Here is an 18,537-nt window from a genome sequence, read left to right on the forward strand (position 1 = left end):
GGGGACGGCGCGAGCTGCTCCCCTTTTTCGTTGAGTCGAGGTGGTCGGCCGCTTGCGCCGCGCCGGTGCTTCGGCAAGTGTGACGACCGCATGGCTTCCCACGATCCTTCCCCGCCGCGGCGCGAGCCCGTCTTCAACCTGCCTTCGGTCGTGGTGTGGCTGCTGGCGGTCCTCGTCCTGATCCAGGCCGGCCGCTCGCTTTTGTCGGACTATGACGATTACGTGCTGATGTCCTGGCTGGCCTTCGTGCCGGCGCGATTGACGCTCTGGCTTTCGCCGGGCCGGATCGACGACGTCGTCGGCGCGATGGCGCAGTCCACGGCGGGGCAGGACGTGGTCGAGCGGCTGCAACTCGTCAGGCTCCTGCTCGCCGATGGCGGGGTCCGCCTCTGGACGGTCCTGACCTATGGCTTCCTGCACGGCTCCTGGCTGCACCTCGTCTCCAATGCGGTCTGGCTCGCGGCTTTCGGCAGCCCGGTCGCGCGACGGCTCGGACCTGGCCGCTTCCTCAACCTGGTGGCGCTGGCGACCATCGGCGGGGCGCTGCTGCACTGGTGGTCACGCGATCTCGACGTGCTGCCGCTGGTCGGTGCCTCCGCCGGCATTTCGGGGGCGACGGCGGCAGCGGTCCGCTTCGTCTTCGCGCCGGGCTTGCGCTTCGGCGAGCTTGGCGACGACGCGGTCGTGAAGGCGATCCCGGCCGAACCGCTCGGGCAGCTCTGGCGCAACTCGCGCGCGCTGCTGTTCATCGCGATCTGGTTCGTGACGAATATCCTGTTCGGCGCCGGGCTCGTGCCGATTTTCGGCGAGGAGACCAGCATCGCCTGGGAGGCCCATATCGGCGGCTTCGTCGTCGGGCTGCTGCTGTTTCCGCTGCTCGACCGGGGCCAGCAGCGGCGCTGACAAGAGCGGCTCCGGTCCGCTTCCCGCGATCTTGCCTGCGTCATGGTCTTCGCCCACACTCGCTTCATTGCGAAGCACTTCCCGAGCCAGCCGGCATGGAGAGTCTTGCCGGCGCTTGCGGAGTTCCAGCGAAACCGCGCGCCGGGAACGGCGCGCCTGCGAGGAGGGATGAGCCATGAATGTCGAGCAGTTGCTGAGCGGCAAGGGGCATGATGTCATCTCGATGCAGCCGCATCGGACGCTGTCCGAGGCGATCCGCACGCTGAGCGAGAAGCGCATCGGTGCCGTGATCGTCATGGGGGCGGATGGCGCGCTGGTGGGGATCCTGTCCGAGCGCGACATCATCCGGGCGCTCGGCGAGTTGGGCGGCGCGGCGCTGGAGAGCGCGGTCTCGCGCTCGATGACCTCGAAGGTCGTGACCTGCCGGCCGCAGACCAGCGTCGACGAGCTGATGGAGATCATGACGACCGGCCGCTTCCGCCACGTCCCGGTGGTCGAGAACGGGCGCGTCACCGGCATCGTCTCGATCGGCGACGTGGTGAAGCACCGGGTCGCCGCGATCGAGGCCGAGAGCCAGGCGATGCGCGACTACATCGCCATGGCCTGATGTCAGCTGCGCGGCCGGAGGGCTTCAGCTCTCCGGCGCGATATGGTTCGCGGCAACGAGGGTCGCGATGTCGTCCAGGGCCCGCCGTGCCGCCTGCCGGCCGAGCTCGATGATCTCGCCGGCGCGGTGGAAATCGAACAGGCCGATGCGGCCGAGCTTCGGGCCGATCATCACGTCTGGCGGGTCGCCCGCCAGGCGCGAGCGCGAAATCCGGTCCTGCGTGATGTTGAAGGCGTCGATCATCACGCCGGCGAGGCCGGGACGGTTCTCGGCCGGGCGGCCGACGATGTTGCGGACGCGCTTGGCCGCGCCGCTGATCCCGTCATACCAGCGCGGCTCCGGCTCGACCCGCAGCTCCGGCACGAGCGGATCGGGGTCGGAGCTCTGATCCTGGATGGTCGTGCCGCGGCCCGCGAGATCGCTGTTGAGGTTGACGCAGATCACGACATCGGCGCCGAGCGCGCGCGCCGCCGTGACCGGGACCGGGTTGACCAGTGCGCCGTCCATCAGCCAGCGTCCGCCGAGCTTCACCGGGTCGAAGATGCCGGGCAGCGCGTAGGACGCCGTCAGCGCCTCGACCAGCGGGCCATGGGTCAGCCAGATTTCGTGGCCGAAGCCGAGCTCGGTCGCGACGGCGACGAAACGGCGATCCAGCTCCTCGATCCGGATACCGTCGAGATGCTGTTCGAGCAGGCGCTTCAGGCGCCCCCCCGCGATCAGCCCGGCGCCGCCGATATGGAAATCCATCAGGCCGACGATGCGGCGCTTGGTCATGCTGGTGGCGAATTCGCTGAGCTCGGGCAGCTTGCCCGCGGCGAGGCAGCCTCCGACCACGGCGCCAATCGACGTCCCGGCGATGACGTCGGGGCCGAAGCCGGCCTCGATCAGCACTTCGAGAGCGCCGATATGGGCCCAGCCGCGCGCCGCACCACCGCCGAGCGCAAGGCCGATCTTCGGCCGGACCAGAGCCGGCTGGCCCTCGACCGGGCGCATGTCATTCATTGCGGCACCACCTCCGCCGAGACCAAAGGCTCGCCGCGTGACACCATCCCACCGCATGGGCTTGTCCCTCCGTGGAATGAGAGGGTCTCAGAAGCCGATGAGCGAAAGATGAACGGCCAGCCTCCGGCCATTATCGCCTCTCTTTGACGGATCCGTGAAGGCGTGCCGGCGGCATCGACGATGTGCGCCGGCTTCAATCCGGTCAGTCGCAAACGATCAGCGGCTTGTCCGCTTCGTTTCGCAGCGGCTGGACCCGGTAGAAGCAGGAGCAGCGCCCGGTATGGCAACAGCCGCCGTCGCCGGCGACCTTCACCTTGATCCAGAGCGCGTCCTGGTCGCAATCGACCCGCATCTCGACGATGGTCTGGATCTGGCCGGAGGTCGCACCCTTGTGCCAGAGTTCCTGACGGGAGCGCGACCAGTACCAGGCCTCGCCGGTCTCGATCGAGCGTTTGAGCGCCTCGGCATTCATATGGGCGACCATCAGCACCGCGCCGCTATCGGCCTCCGTCGCGACGACCGTCACCAGGCCGTTCGCGTCGAAGCGGGGGCTCAGCACCGTGCCCTCCTCGAGGACGTGCTTGTCGGGCGCGGTGGGGAAAAGGCTCATCTCGGCTCCGGGCAAAGGCAGTCACGCGCCTTGTATGGGAACGACAAGGCACGGCCAACCGGCGCCATCACAGCCCCGGCGACTTGACCATCGTGAAAAAACGGACCTGCTCGGCCGGATCGTCCCGGAAAACGCCGCGATACTGCGTGGTCATCGTCGAGGAGCCCTGCTTCTGCACGCCGCGCATCGACATGCACATATGCTCGGCCTCGACGAGGACGGCGACACCGCGCGGCTCCAGAACCTCCTCAATCACGTCGGCGATCTGGGCGGTCATCGTCTCCTGTGTCTGCAGGCGACGGGCATAGACATCGACGATGCGGGCGAGCTTCGAGAGGCCGACCACGCCCTTCGACGGGTAATAGCCGATATGCGCCTTGCCGACGAAGGGCACCATGTGGTGCTCGCAATGCGAATAGAACGGGATGTCGCGGACGAGGATCATGTCGCGATAGCCCTCGACCTCCTCGAAGACACGGTCGAGGATATGGCGCGGGTCCTCGGCATAGCCCTTGTAGAATTCCTTGTAGGCCTTGGCGACGCGTCGCGGCGTGTCAGTCAGGCCCTCGCGCGACGGATCGTCGCCCGCCCAGAGCAACAGCGTGCGGACAGCGGCCTCGGCCTCTTCCTGTGTCGGCTTGCGGACCAGAAACTTGTCGGCGGAGGGGCTGATGGCCCCCTCGACGGACAAGGACTTAACCACAGGGATCATGTGGTGCCTCCCGTTGGGACGATGGAGCCTTGCGAACCGCCCCTTGAAGGCTGCGGCTGCTCGGCTGGTGCGACAAGTTTGATGCCTCACGGCGGAAGAGGTTCCCATGCCCTCCCGTTTTGCGGCGATCAACCTTATATTGGGTTCTGGTGCCGGTCATTCCAGACCGGCCGGAGCCGGGTCCGATCAGGTTATTCAACCTGATCGGTGAATCCGCCTCCGACTATACGATAGAGAACGCGTTGTCCGATCGGATTGCGCTGCAATCCGATCGGCGCGTGCTCTAGGATCGAACCATGCTGGACGACGTCTACAACAAGCGCATCCTCTCGCTTGCCGCCAATATCCCCCTGCTGCAGCGCCTGCCATCGCCCGACGCGACGGCGCGCGCCCATTCGAAGCTATGCGGCTCGACCGTGACAGTCGATGTCACCATGGAGGGCGATGTCGTCACCGGTTTCGGCCATGAGGTGAAGGCCTGCGCGCTGGGGCAGGCCTCGTCCTCGATCATGGCGCGCCATGTTGTCGGGTCGACGGCGGCGGAATTGCGGGAGGTGCGCGAGCAGGCGCGCGCCATCCTGAAGGACAATGCCGAGCCGCCCGAGGGCAAATGGGCCGATCTCGCCGTGCTCGTGCCGGTGCGCGACTTCAAGGCGCGCCATGCCTCGACGATGCTGACCTTCGACGCAGTGGTCGATGCGATCGACCAGATCGAGGCGAAGCGGCGCGAGGCCGCGGCCTAGCCGTTTTTCACTTCACGCCGAAGGCGACACGGATTTCCGGCAGGGTCTCGTCGAAGCGGGCCTTGAAGGCGTGGTCCGCCAGCAGGGCCTTGGCGACGGCGCGGCCGACCTTGTCGCCGGCAACGATATCGCTGGGATAGTGGAAGCCGCAGATCAGGCGGCTCTCGTCATAGCTCTTCACCCGTTCTTCCAGCTTGTCCGACAGCTCGGGGATCGCTGCCTTGAGCAGTTCGGCATAGAGGGCTGCGGTCGCGGCATGGCCGGACGGGAAGGAGGTGCCGACCGGCCGCGCGCCGGGGCAGGGCTTGACCCGGACCTTGGCCCAGAGCTGGAAGGGGCGCTGGCGGCTGGTCAGGCGGTTGACGCTCTTCAGGAGGATACCGAGCTCGACCTGCGCCTCGCGGAACAGCAGCCGCACCTCGCGATGGGTGTTGTCGACATAGCCAGTGTCCATGCCGTTCAGAAAGTTCACCAGGGCCTGACGCTGGTCCGCGATCGCGGCCTTCTCGCGTTCGGGCGTGCGGTTCAGCACGATCTGCTGCACCTGCTCGAACTCTGCCTTGCCCTCGGGGCTGTTCTGCGCCGGCGGCAGGCCGATGATATGGGCGATGTCGAGCTTGGCGCCGTCGAGCCAGAGCAGGTAAGGCCGCTGCTGGGCGGAAGCCGGCATGGCGAGGCCGAGGCCGAGCGCCAGTCCGGCACCGAACAAGGCTTTGCGAATGGGGGCTTGGCGAAAGCGAACGGCGCGCATCATGTGTCCGGTGTCGAGCAAGGGAAGCGGTTCTGGTGACGGCTGAACGGAACGAAGCAGACGATCTATTTCAGCGTCTTTTTGTTAAGCAAAGATGTTCGCGCTTGCGAAAGGCTGCGCTTTTGCCTCGGAAAGCCGCTCATATCGCGATTCGTGGCTATCAGCTCAGCCTTTCGATGCTGGTCGGGCGGCATTGCCGGCACTGGCCGAGCTGCTCGGCCTATACCGACGAGGCGATCCTTCGCTTCGGCCTCTGGCGCGGCGGCTGGGTCGGTTTCGCGCGGATCTGCCGCTGCAACCCATGGGGCACCAGCGGGGTCGACATCGTCTGCGAGGCATTGCCGCCCGATGCGAGGTGGTATAGGCCATGGTCCTATGGCCGCTGGCGCGGGACAAACGTGCCGGCGGCTTTCGATTCCGACGCCGAACCGACTGCGGGCAGCGGAACGTAACCCTCACATTCGCAGCCGGTCTGACTTACGGGGTCCGTATCCCCGAGTGAGCAGGAGCACGATCGATGACGATCTCCCTGACATTTCCCGATGGCGCCAAGCGCGAATTCCCCTCCGGCATCACCGGAGTCGAGATCGCCAAGGGCATTTCTCCTTCCCTGCTGAAGCGTACCGTCGCGATGGCGCTCGACGGCACCGTCGTCGATCTCGCCGACCCGATCACCACTGACGCCAGGATCGAGCTCCTGAACCGGGAAGACCCGCGTTCGCTCGAACTGATCCGGCACGACACCGCCCACGTCCTCGCCGAGGCCGTGCAGGAGCTGTTTCCCGGTACGCAGGTGACGATCGGCCCGGTGATCGAGAACGGCTTCTTCTACGATTTCGCCCGTAACGAGCCCTTCACGCCTGAAGACTTCCCGGCGATCGAGAAGAAGATGCGCGAGATCATCGCGCGCGACAAACCTTTCACCAAGGAGGTCTGGAGCCGCGACAAGGCCAAGGATTTCTTTGCCGCCAAGGGCGAGGCCTACAAGGTCGAGCTGGTCGATGCGATCCCCGCCGACCAGACGCTGAAGATGTATGCGCAGGGCGACTGGATCGATCTCTGCCGCGGCCCGCACATGACTTCGGTCGGCAAGGTCGGCAACGCCTTCAAGCTGATGAAGACGGCGGGCGCCTATTGGCGCGGCGACTCGAACAACGCGATGCTGACCCGCATCTACGGCACGGCCTTCGCGAAGCAGGAAGAGCTCGACGCCTATCTCAAGCAGATCGAGGAGGCGGAGAAGCGCGACCACCGCAAGCTCGGCCGGGAAATGGACCTGTTCCACTTCCAGGAGGAGGGGCCGGGCGTCGTGTTCTGGCACTCCAAGGGCTGGCGCCTGTTCCAGGAGATCATCGCCTATATGCGCCGGCGTCTCGCCGCCGACTATGAGGAGGTGAATGCGCCGCAGATCCTCGACAAGTCGCTCTGGGAGACCTCGGGCCACTGGGGCTGGTACCAGGACAACATGTTCGCGGTGAAGTCAGCCTCGGCCTTCGAGAACCCGGCCGATGCCGAGCGCGACCATCGCGTCTTCGCGCTGAAGCCGATGAACTGTCCGGGCCATGTCCAGATCTTCAAGCACGGTCTGAAGAGCTATCGCGATCTGCCGATCCGGCTTGCCGAATTCGGCAACGTCCATCGCTACGAGCCCTCGGGTGCGCTGCACGGGCTGATGCGCGTGCGCGGCTTCACGCAGGACGACGCGCATATCTTCTGCACCGAAGAGCAGCTTGCGGCCGAGTGCCTGAAGATCAACGACCTGATCCTTTCGGTCTACGAGGATTTCGGCTTCACTGACGATCTCGTCATCAAGCTCTCGACGCGGCCCGAGAAGCGCGTCGGCTCCGATGCGGTGTGGGACCATGCCGAGGACGTCATGACCAAGGTGCTGGAGCGGATCGCGAAGCAGTCCGGCAACCGGATCAAGACCGAGATCAATCCGGGCGAGGGCGCCTTCTACGGGCCGAAATTCGAATATGTGCTGCGCGACGCCATCGGGCGCGACTGGCAATGCGGCACGACGCAGGTCGACTTCAACCTGCCGGAGCGGTTCGGCGCCTTCTATATCGGCGCCGACGGCGAGAAGAAGCAGCCTGTCATGGTCCATCGCGCCATCTGCGGCTCGCTGGAGCGCTTCACCGGCATCCTGATCGAGCACCATGCCGGGCATTTCCCGCTCTGGCTGGCACCCGAGCAGATCGTGGTCTGTCCGATCACCTCGGAGGCGGATGCCTATGCCGAGGACGTGACGATGGTGCTGATGGGGGCTGGCCTGCGTGCCCGCGCCGACCTGCGCAACGAGAAGATCTCGTACAAGGTGCGCGAGCACTCGCTGGCCAAGGTTCCGGTCATCCTCGCCGTCGGCAAGCGCGAGGCCGAGGAGAAGACCGTGACGGTCCGCCGCCTCGGCAGCCAGGCGCAGACGGTGATGACCCTGGACGCCGCGCTTGAGGCGCTGGGCCAGGAGGCGCTGGCGCCTGACCTTGCGCGCAAGAAGGCCGTCAAGGCGGCCTGACGACTTGCCGTCATGGCCGGGCTCGACCTGGCCATCTCGGAAACCAGCCTGTTCTGGCTGAGATTCTCGGGTCGAAGCTCCGCTTCGCCCGAGAACGACGGCGTGGAATGTACGCCCCTAGCGAATCCAGGCCTCGCCATGCCAGATTGCCGGCGATGCTGACAGGCTCCTATCGCAAGCGGCTCGAAGCCGATCTTCCCCGCTGGGTCACCGAGGGGTGGCTGAATGCTGACAGTGCCGCCGCGATCCGGCGCTCGGTCGCGCGCGAGCAGGGCGGCATCCGCCTGCCGGCGGTAATCGGCCTGCTCGGTGGCCTGCTGATCGCGGCCAGCGTCGCGGCCTTCGTCGCCGCGGGCTGGGAGGATATCCCGCGTCTCGTCAAGCTCGGCATGATCCTGGCGGCGATCGCCGCCTCCATCGCCTATGCCTTCCGGCTGGAGCGCCAGGGTTCTCCCCGTGGCGCCGATGCCGCCGTGACCTGCGGCGTGCTCATCTTCGGCGCCGGCCTCGCGCTGGTCGGCCAGATGTATCATCTGCCGGCGGATTGGCCGGGTGGGGCCTTGCTGGTGGCGCTCGGCGGCCTGATCGCCGCATTCCTGATGCGCTCGAACGGCGCCCTGGCGATCGCGCTGATCGCGATCTGCGCCTGGAGCGGCGGGCGTTGGGAGGAGGCGCGCAGCGGCGCGCATCTCGGCTTCTTCATCCTCTATCTGCCGGCTTTGTGGCTCTCGCTGTCGCGCGACAACCGGCTGGTCCATCACCTCGTCGTGCTGGCGGCGGCCGCCTGGCTCGCCATGGCGCCGGGCTATGGCTTGTTCGACCGTTTCGATTACGGACTCCTGGCCTATGGGCTGGCGCTCGCCGTGTTCTATGTGGCGCTGGGCGCGCTGGCGCTCGACCGGGGCCTGCCATCGGCCCTGACCGCCTGCCTGCCCTGGGGGCTGCTCGGGCTGGTGCTGGTTCTGAATGTCGAATTGATCCGCATCCTCGACAGCGACGAGGCGCGGGCCGGACACGCCTTCCGCTTCGTCTTCCTCGCCTATGCCGTCGCCTTGCCAGTCGTCGCCTGCATGGCGGGGCTCGCGCGGGAGCGGCGCTTTGCCTGGCCGCTGGCGGCCGGGCTCCTCTTCGCGCTGCTGGTACCGGCCGTGTTCTGGACCGGCATCGTCACCGCCATGGCCGGCAAGATCATCGTCGCGAGCCTGGTGCTGCTTACTGCTACGGCGCTGGTGGCAGCAGGCGCGGTCGGTGGCATCCGGCGGTTGGTGCTCGCGGGCTCGGTGCTGTTCGGCGTCGCGATCCTGATCCTGCTCTGGCAGACGATCGGGACGCTGCTCGACCAGTCGCTGTTCTTCCTTGTCGCAGGCGCGGCGCTTCTGGCGGTCGCCTCCGGTGCGCGCCGCCTCTTCGCCCGCCTCAACCCGCCTGAGAAGGAAGCCGCCTGATGCGCGCGCTTTCGGCCGATAACCTCGTCGCCAAGGTGCCGCTGGTCTGGCGCGCGCTGGCAACCGCGTTGCTGCTGGGGCTCGTCCTGCTGGCGCTGGTCGAGCAGCGGGCGCGCATCCTGCGGGGTGGGGCGGAGATCCGGCTGCGGAGCGTGCCGGTCGATCCGCGCGATCTCTTCCGTGGCGACTATGTCATCCTCGCCTATCCGATCAGTACGGTGGAAGCCGATGCTGCCGGCCAGCCGGCGTTCGAGCGCGGCGAGCGGGTCTATGTCAGCCTGGGCCGGGACGAGCAGGGTTTTGCCAAGGCGACCGGCGTCACGCGCGGCTGGCCGAAGGCCGGGGACGACACTGTGGTGATCGCCGGACGGGTTACCTCGACCTCGGCCTGTGCCACCAATGCCGACGGCGACTTCGATTGCAGCGGCCGGCGCAACCGCCTGCGCATCGCCTATGGGCTCGAGAGCTATTTCGTGCCGCAGGGCGAGGGCAAGGCGATCGAGACCACCGACAAGGCCCGCATCGAGGTCGTCGCCGCCGTCTCGTCTTCCGGGGAGGCCGCGATCAAGCGCCTGCTGATCGATGGCAAGCCGCTCTACGCCGAACCACCGTACTGAATTCGGCTCGCTGAACAGCCCTGATCCGACCGGCGCGGCATCACATTGCCGTGCCAGCCGCACTTCGTCTCAAACCTGCCGCAAAGCCCCGCATGATCCGCCACACGCGGTTGTGACAACGCGCCGCGTGACGTGAATCCGCGCGAGTTATATGAACGCCAGATGAACGAATTCGACAACCAGCGTTCATCTTGAGAATGGGTAGCCGGGAACCCTCCCTGGCCCACAGCGTTTCGATCCGATATTCCGGCCTGCTGAAGGACTGCCGTCCCGTGTCCTCCGATTCTTCCTTCAGGCGCTTCCTGCTTCTCGGCCGCCCGGCCGTGGATGCGGCGCTGGCCGCGCCGGGGCGGGATGCGCGGATCGACGTGATCCGTGGGCTTTCCCTGCTGATCATCTTCATCAACCACATGCCGGGAAACGTCGTCTCGGCCTATATGCCGCATAATTTCGGCTTCTCGGACGCGGCCGACATCTTTGTCCTGCTGGCCGGCGTCTCGGCGACGCTCGCCTATGGCGGGCTGATCGAGCAGCGTGGCTTTGCGGTCGCAGGCCTGAAGCTCGGTGCGCGGCTCTGGACGCTCTACATCGCCCATATCGCGGTCTTCATCATCGTCTGCGGCGTCGTCGCCACGGCGGTGACGCGGACGCAGAACCCGCTCTATATCGAGGCGATCAATATCCAGCCGTTCTTCCGCGACACGGTCGAGGCGCTGATCGGCGCCCTGACGCTGACCTATCAGCCGTCCTATCTCGACATCCTGCCGCTCTATATAGTGCTGCTCGCGCTCTTCCCGGTGATCTACTATGCGGTGCGCCTGAGCCCGCTGCTGACGCTGGCCTGCTCGCTGGCGATCTGGCAGGCAGCGCTCGCCTTCGAGCTCAGCCTACCCAATGGCAATGCCGGGGTCTGGTTCTTCAATCCGTTCGCGTGGCAGGTCGTGTTCACGCTCGGCGTCGTCATCGGCCGCGGGGCGCAACTCGGCATCCGCGTCCCGCGCCTGGTGTGGCTCGATCTCGCGGCGGTGGCCTTCATCGCCTTCGCCTGGGTGGTGAAGATCTCGAGCGGCAACCCGACGGGTATCGCTGCGTTGAACGACTGGTTCGATTCCGTGCAGCTCGGTTCTGACAAGACCAATCTCGCCTGGACGCGGCTCCTGCATATCGGCGCGCTGGCCTGGCTGGCGATCCGCTGGCTGCCGGCGGGACCTGCTCTGGCGAAGGCTCTGCCGGGCCGCATGCTGGCCAGTGCCGGGCAGAACTCGCTGCATGTCTTCTGCGCGGGAATCGTCCTCTCGATCATCGGACAGATCCTTCTTGCGGAAACATCCTTCGATCTGGGCGTTCAGTTGCTGATATGCACGGCTGGCGTTACAATTCTGACAGGGTTAGGGATTTTCCTGTCGTGGTACCGTTCGATCACGAAACGCGGCGCAAGCGCCGAGACGGCCCCGGCCCGTGGCGCACCGCCAGCGCGGCCTTCCTTCTCCTCGCACTGAATTCCGCGGCGGGCGCGGCGCCGATGCCGCCGCCGCCCGATATCCGCTGCCGTGCGGAAGCGGCCAAGACACTGTTCCAGCCGCGCCTGCCGGGCGCGCGCAAGGCCCTCCAGGAAACCGGCCGCCTGACCGTCGTAGCGCTGGGCTCCTCGGCGACCGCGGGCTCCGGTGCCAGCGCCGACGACAAGAGCTATCCGGCCGTGCTCCAGGCGGAATTGCGCCGGCGCCTGCCCGGGGCGGAGGTCAGGGTCGTCAACAAGGGCGTCGGCGGCCAGTCGGCCTATGACATGCTCCTGCGCATGCAGGCCGACGTCGTCGAGGAGAAGCCGGCGATCGTGATCTGGCAGACCGTCATCAACGATGCGATCCGCGATATCGGCGAGGAGAAGCTCGCCAAGATCCTGCGCAAGGGCGTGGGCAAGGCCCGCGCCGCCGGGATCGAGATGATCCTGATGGATCTGCCCTGGCTGCCGCGCGAGGGGCGCTACCCGCATTACGACGATTACCGCGCCGTGCTGGTGAAGACGGCGCAGGATCAGGGGGTCTCGCTCTTCCCCCGCTATGCGATGATGAAGGGCTGGTCGAATTCGCGCCAGTTCACGCCGGAGGAACTCGTCGGCATGGACGGGCTGCATCTGGTCGATGCCGGTTACCGCTGTTTGGCGCTGCGGCTGGCCGACGGGATCGTCGCCGGAATCGGGCCGGTGAGGATCGAGACGGCCGGCAAGGGAAAGCCGACGAACTGAGGCGGGTGCCTCAGGCTACTTCGCCAAAACCTCGATATCGCGGTCGCTGCCCGACTCGACCTTGAAGTCGCGGGAATAGACCTGCCCCTCCTGTCGGGCGATCAGCACATAGTCGCCCTCCGCTAGGATGACCTGCGGGAAGGCGCCGATTGCCTCGCGGATGACGTCGCCGCCCGGGGTCAGCACACTGAAGGCAGTGCCGGCGAAGGCTTCACCGCCGGCACTGGCGACGAGCTTCAGCGTGACCTTGGCGGCGCGGTGATGCAGCGTCGCATCCGTCACCTTGCCGTTCTCGACCTTCACATCGGCGCGCTGGATCGCGTTGGAATCTCCGTAGGTCGAGACGACGTGATAGGTGCCCTCCGGCAGGCGGATGATCTCGCCGGCCTTGGCGCCGTTCGTGATCAGCCGGCCTTCCGAGTTGCCCTGCAAGGGCACGAAAACCGAGAAGGACAGCAGCATCCCCGGGATCGGGGCATCGCCGATCGAACCCGCGAGCGAGAGCGCGCCGGCGCTGATCTGGACCTGGTCGCGCAGTCCCTGCTGGCCGAGGCTGACACGCTTCGTGCCGCTGGCGAAGCCGTAACCGGCATGAACGGTGTAGTTGCCGGGCGGCAGCGAAAAGGCGGGCTCCGGCTCGGAGGAGCGTGCGACGATCCGGGGCGACGCACCATCGACGCTTTCGCTCACGACGCGCCAGTTCAGCCCGGAGCGGATCGGCTTGCGGTCGGCCGCGAACTGGGCGGAGACGGAGAGGCGCGCCAGTCCGTTCGGCGCGACCGGCTGCCCTTGCATGGGGGCGGGGGCAGGGGTGTCCGCGCCGGGGCCGGGATCGGGAGCCTGGGCGCCGGCGAGATTGGGCGCAAGCAGGACGGCCACGGCGAAGACGGCGCCCGCAAGGCGGCGGCCAGCTTCAAAACCATTTGGATTTTTGTCGTGTCGCATTCTCTTCACGCGAACCGGTGCCCACTTCGCTTGAAAATGCTCCAATTCAAGCATGCTTTTCGTCCTCGGCGGCTCTGCGGCGATGTATGAGCAGCTCCGCTTGTCCTCATCATGGCGAAGGAATAGGTCAATTCCAAAGCCACTGTCCGGATGTTTCATGACCGATACGCTCTCTCTGCTCAAGCTGCGTCGCTCCGTGCCGCCGCAGTTCCTCACCGCGCCCGGCCCCGACGGCTCCCAGCTCGACGAGTTGCTCGCCATCGCCGCACGCGTGCCCGACCATGGCAAGCTCTCGCCCTGGCGCTTCATCGTCTTCAAGGGCGCGGCCCGCGAGGAGGCGGCGGGAATCGTCGCGCGCATCTTCCGCGAGAAGAACCCGCAGGCGAGCGAGGATCAGGTCGAGTTCGAGCGCAAGCGCCTGCTCCATGCGCCCGTCATCGTCGGCGTGGTCTCGCGGGCGCGGGAGCATGCCAAGATCCCGCTCTGGGAGCAGGAGCTTTCGGCCGGCGCGGTCTGCATGAACATGCTCGTCGCCGCCTATGCCATGGGCTATGCAGGGTCGTGGCTGACCAACTGGTTCTCGTTCGACCGGCAGGTGCTCAGCGCCTTCGGGTTGGCCGAGGACGAGCGGATGGCCGGTTTCGTCCATCTGGGCACGCCGACGGCGCCGATCACCGATCGCGACCGGCCGGTGATGGCCGATATCGTCAGCTATTACGGGACCTGACGCGATGATCTATTCGGCGACGAAGGACGATCTCGGCCTGCCCCACGACCCGTTCAAGGCGATCGTGGCGCCGCGGCCGATCGGCTGGATCACGGCGCTGAACGCCAAGGGCGAGGTCAATCTGTCGCCCTACAGCTTCTTCAACGCGATCTCGTCGCGGCCGAACATCGTGATGTTCTCCTCGGAGAACAAGAAGGACGCCGTCGCCTTCGTCGAGGAGACCGGCGAGTTCACCTGCTCGCTGGTGACCAAGGCGCTGGCGCATCCGATGAACCTGACTTCGGCCCCTTTGCCACGGGGCGAGAGCGAATATGCTCATGCCGGGCTGGAGATGGCGCCGTCGCGCTTCGTCAAGCCACCGCGCGTCGCCGGCACGCCGGCTGCGCTCGAATGCAAGCTGCTTTCGGTCCAGCAACTGCACGACCTCGACGGTCAGGCGGTACCGCGCTGGATGGTGCTGGGGCAGGTCGTGGGCATCTTCATCGACGATGCCTTCGTCAAGGACGGGCGCTTCGACACGGCGGGCGCCAACCCGATCGCGCGCTGCGGCTATGCCGATTATGCCGAGGTGACGAGCCTGTTCTCGATCACGCGTCCGGCCGGGGGGTAGAGGCGTTTCAACCCGCCAGCGGCTTGGCGCGGTAATCTCCGAACTCCGCCAGCGCCTTGTTGATCGCCTCGGCATCGAGGCTGACACCTTCCGGCAGGCTGAGGCGTGGCGGATCGAGCGTGACCGTAGCGCCGGGAGCGAGAGCGGTCGCGGCTCGCTGGACGCGAGACGCGCAGCCGCCGCAATGCATCCCTGAAATCTCGAAAACCTGAGTCATTCGAATCGCCTCCGGCGGTTCATTCAGCCAGTTTGCGAGCTCGTGCGACGAGCCGCTCTGCCCTGATCAGATGGGGACGATCCAGCATTTCGCCATCGAGGCCGATGACGCCGGCGCCGGGATTGGCCTCGAACAGGGCGATGATCTGCCGGGCCTTGGCGAGTGCCGCCGGCGAGGGCGCGAAGATCTCGTTGATCGGTGCGACCTGCGCCGGGTGGATCGCCATCTTGCCGGTGAAGCCGTCGCGGCGCGCAGCCAGGCATTCGGCCCGGAAGGCGGCGTCGTCGCGGAAATTGGTGAAGACGGTGTCGATCGCCTCGACCTGGGCTGCCGTCGCCGCGAACAGGGTCAGCGCGCGGGCGAGGCGGTAGGGATCGGCGTAGGAGCCGTCCTCCAGCCGGTTGGTCTCGGCACCGAGATCGGCGGAGAGGTCTTCCGCGCCCCAGGTCAGGGCCATCAGGCGGTGCGAGGAGCGGGCATAGCTGCCGAGCCCGAAGATGCCCTTGCCGGTCTCGGTGCCGATCGGGAGGATGCGCGTCATGCCGTCCGGCAGATCGGCCTCGGCCTCGCGCACGGCGATCTTGGCGGCGAGGTGGCCGACATCGGTGCCGCCCTCCGATTTGGGCAGCATGATCGCGTCGGGCGCACCCGGCATGATCGCGTCGAGATCGGCATCGCTCATCCCGGTCGCCAGGCCATTGATACGGACGATCAGCAGGGGGCGTTTCGGCAGGGCACGGGTCGATTCGAGGAAGGCACGGGTGATCTCGCGCGCCTGCGGCTTGGCGTCGAGCGCGACGGAATCCTCGAGGTCGAGGATCAGCGCATCAGTGCCGCATTCCAGGCCCTTCTGCTGCTTCTTCGGGCTGTCGCCCGGCACGAACAGGAGCGAGCGCATGCGGGTCAGACCGCGACCGTGGCAGGCGCGGGGCGCTTGCGCATGAAGGCCTGTCGGCGGCACTGGGCGACCAGCGTGCCGTCCTGCTTGTAGGCCTTGTGCACGAACTCGACGATGCCGGCATCGGGACGCGAGCGCGACTCGCGCTTGGCCGCGATCTCGGTGGTGCAGTTGATCGTGTCGCCCTCGAAGAGCGGGGCGGGGAAGACGACGTCGGTCATGCCGAGATTGCCGATCGTGGTGCCGACCGTGGTGTCGTTGACGGAGATGCCGATCATCAGGCCGAGCGTGAACAGCGAGTTCATCAGCGGCTTGCCCCATTCGGTTTCGGTGGCGCAGAAATGCGCGTCGATATGAAGGGGTTGCGGGTTCAGCGTCATGTTGGAGAACAGCATGTTGTCCATCTGCGTGACGGTTCGGGTCAGGCCGTGCTCGATGACCGCACCAACCTGGAAATCCTCGAAATAGATCCCGCCACGCTTGTGACGCACCACATCCGCCATCGACGCCTCCGTCCATATCATCCCGGCTGCTGAGCCGGAACGAGAAGTCGTAGAGGGACCTCTGCGGGGAGGGAAGCGGAAAGCGCTGCTGCCCCAGCGGCATGAGGTCCATCTTAACGGTTCGCTTACCATAATGGAGGCAATTTCGAGGCGTGCCTTCGCAATGCGCGCAAGGCCGCCCGCCGAAGGTCTCGATGTTCCTCTTCACCACCCCGTCAAGCCAGAGCCGCGAAACGCAGCCAGCGAGCCCGGTCGTCAGCGCGATCCGCCAGGGCGCGGAGCGGACGGGGGCGGGGTTCGACTATCTGCTCAAGACGGCGCAGCGCGAATCCTCGCTGGAGCCGACGGCCAAGGCGAGCACATCGAGCGCCACGGGGCTGTTCCAGTTCATCGAGCAGACCTGGCTCGCCATGGTCAAGCAGGAGGGCCCCAAGCAGGGCCTCTCGCAATATGCGGACGCGATCAGCGAGAGCGGCGGGCGCCTCAGCGTCTCCGACCCGGTGGCGCGCGAGAAGATCCTGCAATTGCGCAACGATCCGCAAGTCGCGGCCGTGATGGCCGGTGCCCTGACCCAGAAGAATCGCGACCAGCTTGCCTCGAGCCTCGGGCGACAGCCGCAGGCCGGCGAGCTCTACATGGCGCATGTGCTCGGCGCACGCGGCGCCTCCGACCTGATCCGCACCGTGGCCAGCGACCCCGGCCGCGTGGCTGCGCGCGATTTCCCGGACGCCGCCGCGGCCAATCGCGGCATCTTCTACGACAAGGCCCGCCGTGCGCGCAGCGTGCAGGAAGTCTATGGCGTGCTGGCCGCCAGCCATGCCAGCACGCAGGTCGCGGCCAACGTGACGCCGAGCGCGCAGGCGGGGCAGGGCGATATCCCGGTTGCCGAGGTGGCTGCCGGGCTGCGTGAAGGCCGTGCCAGGGGCCTCGTCGGGTTGTTCTCGACCGGCGGCTCGCGCGATCCGGTCTCGAAGGCCGTCGCCAATCTCTGGACGACACCGCCGCGTGGCGGCACGCGCATGGCCTCGCTAGAAGGCGGCGAACGCTATTTCCCGCGCTCCGGCCAGAGCGAAACCACGATGTCGGATGCGAATCCGGTTGCGAGCAGTTCAGCGACCGGGGCCGTGGCCAGGGCCGTCAATGCGCCGCTGCCGCCCTCGCGGCCGACCGACCTGACCCAGCCCGCCGTGGCGGCCTCGCAGCCGGCGGCGACACGACGAAGCGGGCCGCTCGACCTGTCTTCCTTCATGATCCAGCGGAGCGGGGCATGATCGTTCGGCGCTTCCTGCTTTGGGCCCGTACCGCACCGGCGGAGGCACGCGCGAGCGGCGCCGCCAGTCTCGCGGCGGCCTATCTGCGCTCCGGCATGTCCGACGAGGACAGGCACGAGGCCGAGACGGCACTGATGGCGTTGATCGACGATCCCTCGCCGCTGGTTCGGCGGGCGATCGCCGAGGAGATGGCGCCCTCGATGCGCACGCCGCGCAATCTCGCGCTAAGCCTGATCGCCGAGCAGCGCGATGTCGCGGCCTTGGTCCTGGCGCATTCGCCGGTGCTGACCGAGGCCGATCTCGTCGATGCCGCCGCGATCGGCGATACGCTCGCCCAGAAGGCCATCGCCATGCGCCGCTGCCTGCCGCTTGGCGTCTGTGCCGCGCTCGCCGAAGTCGGCTGTGCAGAGGCGCTCGTCACGCTCGCCGGCAATCGCACGGCCGAGATCCCCGATTTCTCGCTCGAGCGCATGATCGAGCGGCATGGCGATAATGGCGCCCTGCGCGAGGCGCTGCTCGAACGCGCCGATCTGCCGGGCGGTTTGCGCCAGGCCATCGCCGCCAAGGTCTCCGACACGTTGGCGAATTTCGTCGCCGGCTGCGGCTGGCTGACGCCCGAGCGCAGCGCCCGGCTGGCGCGCGAATCGACCGAGCGGGTCGCGGTCGCGCTCGCTGCCGGTGGCGAAGCCAGCGATGCGCCGGCGATCGTCGAGGTGCTCAGGGTTACCGGCCGGCTGACGTCCGGGCTGATGCTGCGCTCCCTGCTCAGCGGCGAGCCGGCCCTGGCCGAGGCTGCTTTCGTCGCCCTGTCGGGCTTGCCCGAAGAGCGTGTGGCGGCGCTGCTGCGAGACAAGCGCGGCGCCGGGCTGAAGGCGCTTTGCCGCAAGGCCGGGCTTCCGGCTTCGCTGGAGCCGGCCTTTGCGGCCGCCATCCTCGCCCTCAACGCGCGCGGGTTCGATCGCGGTGCGGCCGGCAACGGCATTGACCGCAGCCTTTTGCGCGCGGTCCTGATCGCCTGCGAAAGACTGGAAGGGCCGGAGGTCGACGGATTGATGGGCCTGCTGCGTCGCATGGATGCGGAGGCCGCTCGCGAGGAGGCGCGCGGCCTGGCGGATTCGCTCGCGGACGATGCCGCGCTCGCGTTGCTCGTCGAGGCCGATCCGTCCTTCCTGATCGAACTCGCCGAAGGCGATCTGCGCGACGCGGCCTGAGCCCG

Annotated in this window: 21 protein-coding genes; 13 read left to right on the top strand and 8 right to left on the bottom strand. The window is 67.1% G+C overall.

Annotated features, from left to right (window positions below; all coding sequences use genetic code 11):
• The first annotated feature begins 90 nt into the window (after positions 1-90).
• Both ASE61_RS11695 and ASE61_RS11700 read left to right on the top strand, forming a co-directional pair.
• Positions 91-903 (top strand): rhomboid family intramembrane serine protease, encoded by an 813-nt coding sequence (locus ASE61_RS11695; protein WP_061967055.1) that lies wholly within the window; start codon positions 91-93, stop codon positions 901-903.
• A 175-nt stretch (positions 904-1,078) separates the two neighbouring features.
• Complete coding sequence (locus ASE61_RS11700) at positions 1,079-1,510, top strand: CBS domain-containing protein (RefSeq protein WP_061967056.1); 432 nt, start codon at positions 1,079-1,081, stop codon at positions 1,508-1,510.
• Positions 1,511-1,534: 24 nt separating this feature from the next.
• On the opposite strand, the gene ASE61_RS11705 is transcribed toward ASE61_RS11700, so the two are convergent.
• From ASE61_RS11705 to folE, 3 genes are all read right to left on the bottom strand, one after another.
• On the bottom strand, positions 1,535-2,512 hold the full coding sequence (locus ASE61_RS11705; protein WP_244492804.1) for a patatin-like phospholipase family protein: 978 nt from the start codon (positions 2,510-2,512) through the stop codon (positions 1,535-1,537).
• A gap of 202 nt (positions 2,513-2,714) precedes the next feature.
• Entirely contained in the window at positions 2,715-3,122 is a 408-nt protein-coding gene (gene hisI / locus ASE61_RS11710; RefSeq protein ID WP_061967059.1) for a phosphoribosyl-AMP cyclohydrolase, read from the bottom strand.
• A gap of 67 nt (positions 3,123-3,189) precedes the next feature.
• Positions 3,190-3,834 (bottom strand): GTP cyclohydrolase I FolE, encoded by a 645-nt coding sequence (gene folE / locus ASE61_RS11715; RefSeq protein ID WP_061967060.1) that lies wholly within the window; start codon positions 3,832-3,834, stop codon positions 3,190-3,192.
• Positions 3,835-4,130: 296 nt separating this feature from the next.
• Between folE and ASE61_RS11720 the strand changes: the two genes are divergently transcribed.
• Positions 4,131-4,577, top strand: a complete 447-nt coding sequence (locus ASE61_RS11720; RefSeq protein WP_061967062.1) for an iron-sulfur cluster assembly scaffold protein — start codon at positions 4,131-4,133, stop codon at positions 4,575-4,577.
• Positions 4,578-4,584: 7 nt separating this feature from the next.
• Here the strand turns inward: ASE61_RS11720 and ASE61_RS11725 are convergent, their stop codons facing one another.
• Positions 4,585-5,328, bottom strand: a complete 744-nt coding sequence (locus ASE61_RS11725) for a phosphatase PAP2 family protein (RefSeq protein ID WP_210171886.1) — start codon at positions 5,326-5,328, stop codon at positions 4,585-4,587.
• Positions 5,329-5,450: 122 nt separating this feature from the next.
• On the opposite strand from ASE61_RS11725, the gene yidD reads away from it, so the two are divergent.
• From yidD to ASE61_RS11755, 6 genes are all read left to right on the top strand, one after another.
• The gene (gene yidD / locus ASE61_RS11730; protein WP_061967066.1) at positions 5,451-5,780 is read left to right on the top strand and encodes a membrane protein insertion efficiency factor YidD; all 330 of its coding nucleotides are present in this window, start codon (positions 5,451-5,453) and stop codon (positions 5,778-5,780) included.
• A gap of 65 nt (positions 5,781-5,845) precedes the next feature.
• Positions 5,846-7,843, top strand: a complete 1,998-nt coding sequence (gene thrS, locus ASE61_RS11735) for a threonine--tRNA ligase (protein WP_061967067.1) — start codon at positions 5,846-5,848, stop codon at positions 7,841-7,843.
• Between the two features lie 155 nt (positions 7,844-7,998).
• A complete protein-coding gene (locus ASE61_RS11740; RefSeq protein ID WP_061967069.1) occupies positions 7,999-9,288 on the top strand; it encodes a DUF2157 domain-containing protein in 1,290 nt (429 codons plus the stop codon).
• Positions 9,288-9,905, top strand: coding sequence for a GDYXXLXY domain-containing protein (locus tag ASE61_RS11745; protein ID WP_061967070.1), 618 nt, complete (start codon positions 9,288-9,290; stop codon positions 9,903-9,905). The genes ASE61_RS11740 and ASE61_RS11745 overlap by 1 nt, the downstream gene beginning before the upstream one ends.
• A gap of 272 nt (positions 9,906-10,177) precedes the next feature.
• Positions 10,178-11,404 carry an OpgC family protein gene (locus ASE61_RS11750; RefSeq protein WP_061967072.1) on the top strand — a complete coding sequence of 409 codons (1,227 nt, stop codon included), beginning with the start codon at positions 10,178-10,180 and terminating at the stop codon, positions 11,402-11,404.
• Positions 11,405-11,427: 23 nt separating this feature from the next.
• Positions 11,428-12,150, top strand: a complete 723-nt coding sequence (locus ASE61_RS11755; protein ID WP_061967073.1) for an SGNH/GDSL hydrolase family protein — start codon at positions 11,428-11,430, stop codon at positions 12,148-12,150.
• 15 nt (positions 12,151-12,165) lie between these two features.
• Here the strand turns inward: ASE61_RS11755 and ASE61_RS11760 are convergent, their stop codons facing one another.
• Positions 12,166-13,095, bottom strand: coding sequence for a hypothetical protein (locus ASE61_RS11760; protein WP_061967075.1), 930 nt, complete (start codon positions 13,093-13,095; stop codon positions 12,166-12,168).
• A gap of 157 nt (positions 13,096-13,252) precedes the next feature.
• Here ASE61_RS11760 and ASE61_RS11765 point away from each other — a divergent pair, with 157 nt between their 5' ends.
• Together ASE61_RS11765 and ASE61_RS11770 are read left to right on the top strand one after the other, a co-directional pair.
• Positions 13,253-13,822 (top strand): nitroreductase, encoded by a 570-nt coding sequence (locus tag ASE61_RS11765; protein WP_061967076.1) that lies wholly within the window; start codon positions 13,253-13,255, stop codon positions 13,820-13,822.
• A 4-nt stretch (positions 13,823-13,826) separates the two neighbouring features.
• Positions 13,827-14,432, top strand: a complete 606-nt coding sequence (locus ASE61_RS11770; RefSeq protein WP_061967078.1) for a flavin reductase family protein — start codon at positions 13,827-13,829, stop codon at positions 14,430-14,432.
• A gap of 7 nt (positions 14,433-14,439) precedes the next feature.
• On the opposite strand, the gene ASE61_RS11775 is transcribed toward ASE61_RS11770, so the two are convergent.
• The 3 genes from ASE61_RS11775 to ASE61_RS11785 are packed head-to-tail and all read right to left on the bottom strand — an operon-like array spanning position 14,440 to position 16,050.
• Positions 14,440-14,649, bottom strand: a complete 210-nt coding sequence (locus ASE61_RS11775) for a heavy-metal-associated domain-containing protein (protein WP_156407062.1) — start codon at positions 14,647-14,649, stop codon at positions 14,440-14,442.
• A gap of 19 nt (positions 14,650-14,668) precedes the next feature.
• A complete protein-coding gene (locus ASE61_RS11780; RefSeq protein ID WP_061967081.1) occupies positions 14,669-15,547 on the bottom strand; it encodes an HpcH/HpaI aldolase/citrate lyase family protein in 879 nt (292 codons plus the stop codon).
• 5 nt (positions 15,548-15,552) lie between these two features.
• Positions 15,553-16,050: a MaoC family dehydratase gene (locus ASE61_RS11785; RefSeq protein WP_061967083.1), complete on the bottom strand. Its 498-nt coding sequence runs from the start codon at positions 16,048-16,050 to the stop codon at positions 15,553-15,555.
• Between the two features lie 194 nt (positions 16,051-16,244).
• Here ASE61_RS11785 and ASE61_RS11790 point away from each other — a divergent pair, with 194 nt between their 5' ends.
• Together ASE61_RS11790 and ASE61_RS11795 are read left to right on the top strand one after the other, a co-directional pair.
• Complete coding sequence (locus ASE61_RS11790; protein ID WP_061967084.1) at positions 16,245-17,321, top strand: hypothetical protein; 1,077 nt, start codon at positions 16,245-16,247, stop codon at positions 17,319-17,321.
• Complete coding sequence (locus ASE61_RS11795; RefSeq protein ID WP_061967086.1) at positions 17,318-18,532, top strand: DUF2336 domain-containing protein; 1,215 nt, start codon at positions 17,318-17,320, stop codon at positions 18,530-18,532. The genes ASE61_RS11790 and ASE61_RS11795 overlap by 4 nt, the downstream gene beginning before the upstream one ends.
• The last annotated feature ends 5 nt before the right edge of the window (positions 18,533-18,537 follow it).

Source organism: Allobosea sp. Root670, from assembly GCF_001429415.1.
In the GTDB taxonomy this organism is placed as follows: Bacteria; Pseudomonadota; Alphaproteobacteria; order Rhizobiales; family Beijerinckiaceae; genus Allobosea; species Allobosea robiniae.

Coding starts and splice junctions, on each gene's coding strand:
- ASE61_RS11760 (WP_061967075.1), bottom strand. CDS start 13,095: ATGCGACACGACAAAAATCCAAATGGTTTTGAAGCTGGCCGCCGCCTT.
- hisI (WP_061967059.1), bottom strand. CDS start 3,122: ATGAGCCTTTTCCCCACCGCGCCCGACAAGCACGTCCTCGAGGAGGGC.
- ASE61_RS11745 (WP_061967070.1), top strand. CDS start 9,288: ATGCGCGCGCTTTCGGCCGATAACCTCGTCGCCAAGGTGCCGCTGGTC.
- ASE61_RS11765 (WP_061967076.1), top strand. CDS start 13,253: ATGACCGATACGCTCTCTCTGCTCAAGCTGCGTCGCTCCGTGCCGCCG.
- ASE61_RS11740 (WP_061967069.1), top strand. CDS start 7,999: ATGCTGACAGGCTCCTATCGCAAGCGGCTCGAAGCCGATCTTCCCCGC.
- ASE61_RS11705 (WP_244492804.1), bottom strand. CDS start 2,512: ATGAATGACATGCGCCCGGTCGAGGGCCAGCCGGCTCTGGTCCGGCCG.
- ASE61_RS11780 (WP_061967081.1), bottom strand. CDS start 15,547: ATGCGCTCGCTCCTGTTCGTGCCGGGCGACAGCCCGAAGAAGCAGCAG.
- ASE61_RS11790 (WP_061967084.1), top strand. CDS start 16,245: ATGTTCCTCTTCACCACCCCGTCAAGCCAGAGCCGCGAAACGCAGCCA.
- ASE61_RS11720 (WP_061967062.1), top strand. CDS start 4,131: ATGCTGGACGACGTCTACAACAAGCGCATCCTCTCGCTTGCCGCCAAT.
- ASE61_RS11775 (WP_156407062.1), bottom strand. CDS start 14,649: ATGACTCAGGTTTTCGAGATTTCAGGGATGCATTGCGGCGGCTGCGCG.
- ASE61_RS11725 (WP_210171886.1), bottom strand. CDS start 5,328: ATGCGCGCCGTTCGCTTTCGCCAAGCCCCCATTCGCAAAGCCTTGTTC.
- ASE61_RS11795 (WP_061967086.1), top strand. CDS start 17,318: ATGATCGTTCGGCGCTTCCTGCTTTGGGCCCGTACCGCACCGGCGGAG.
- thrS (WP_061967067.1), top strand. CDS start 5,846: ATGACGATCTCCCTGACATTTCCCGATGGCGCCAAGCGCGAATTCCCC.
- ASE61_RS11695 (WP_061967055.1), top strand. CDS start 91: ATGGCTTCCCACGATCCTTCCCCGCCGCGGCGCGAGCCCGTCTTCAAC.
- folE (WP_061967060.1), bottom strand. CDS start 3,834: ATGATCCCTGTGGTTAAGTCCTTGTCCGTCGAGGGGGCCATCAGCCCC.
- ASE61_RS11770 (WP_061967078.1), top strand. CDS start 13,827: ATGATCTATTCGGCGACGAAGGACGATCTCGGCCTGCCCCACGACCCG.
- ASE61_RS11785 (WP_061967083.1), bottom strand. CDS start 16,050: ATGGCGGATGTGGTGCGTCACAAGCGTGGCGGGATCTATTTCGAGGAT.
- ASE61_RS11700 (WP_061967056.1), top strand. CDS start 1,079: ATGAATGTCGAGCAGTTGCTGAGCGGCAAGGGGCATGATGTCATCTCG.
- ASE61_RS11755 (WP_061967073.1), top strand. CDS start 11,428: ATGCCGCCGCCGCCCGATATCCGCTGCCGTGCGGAAGCGGCCAAGACA.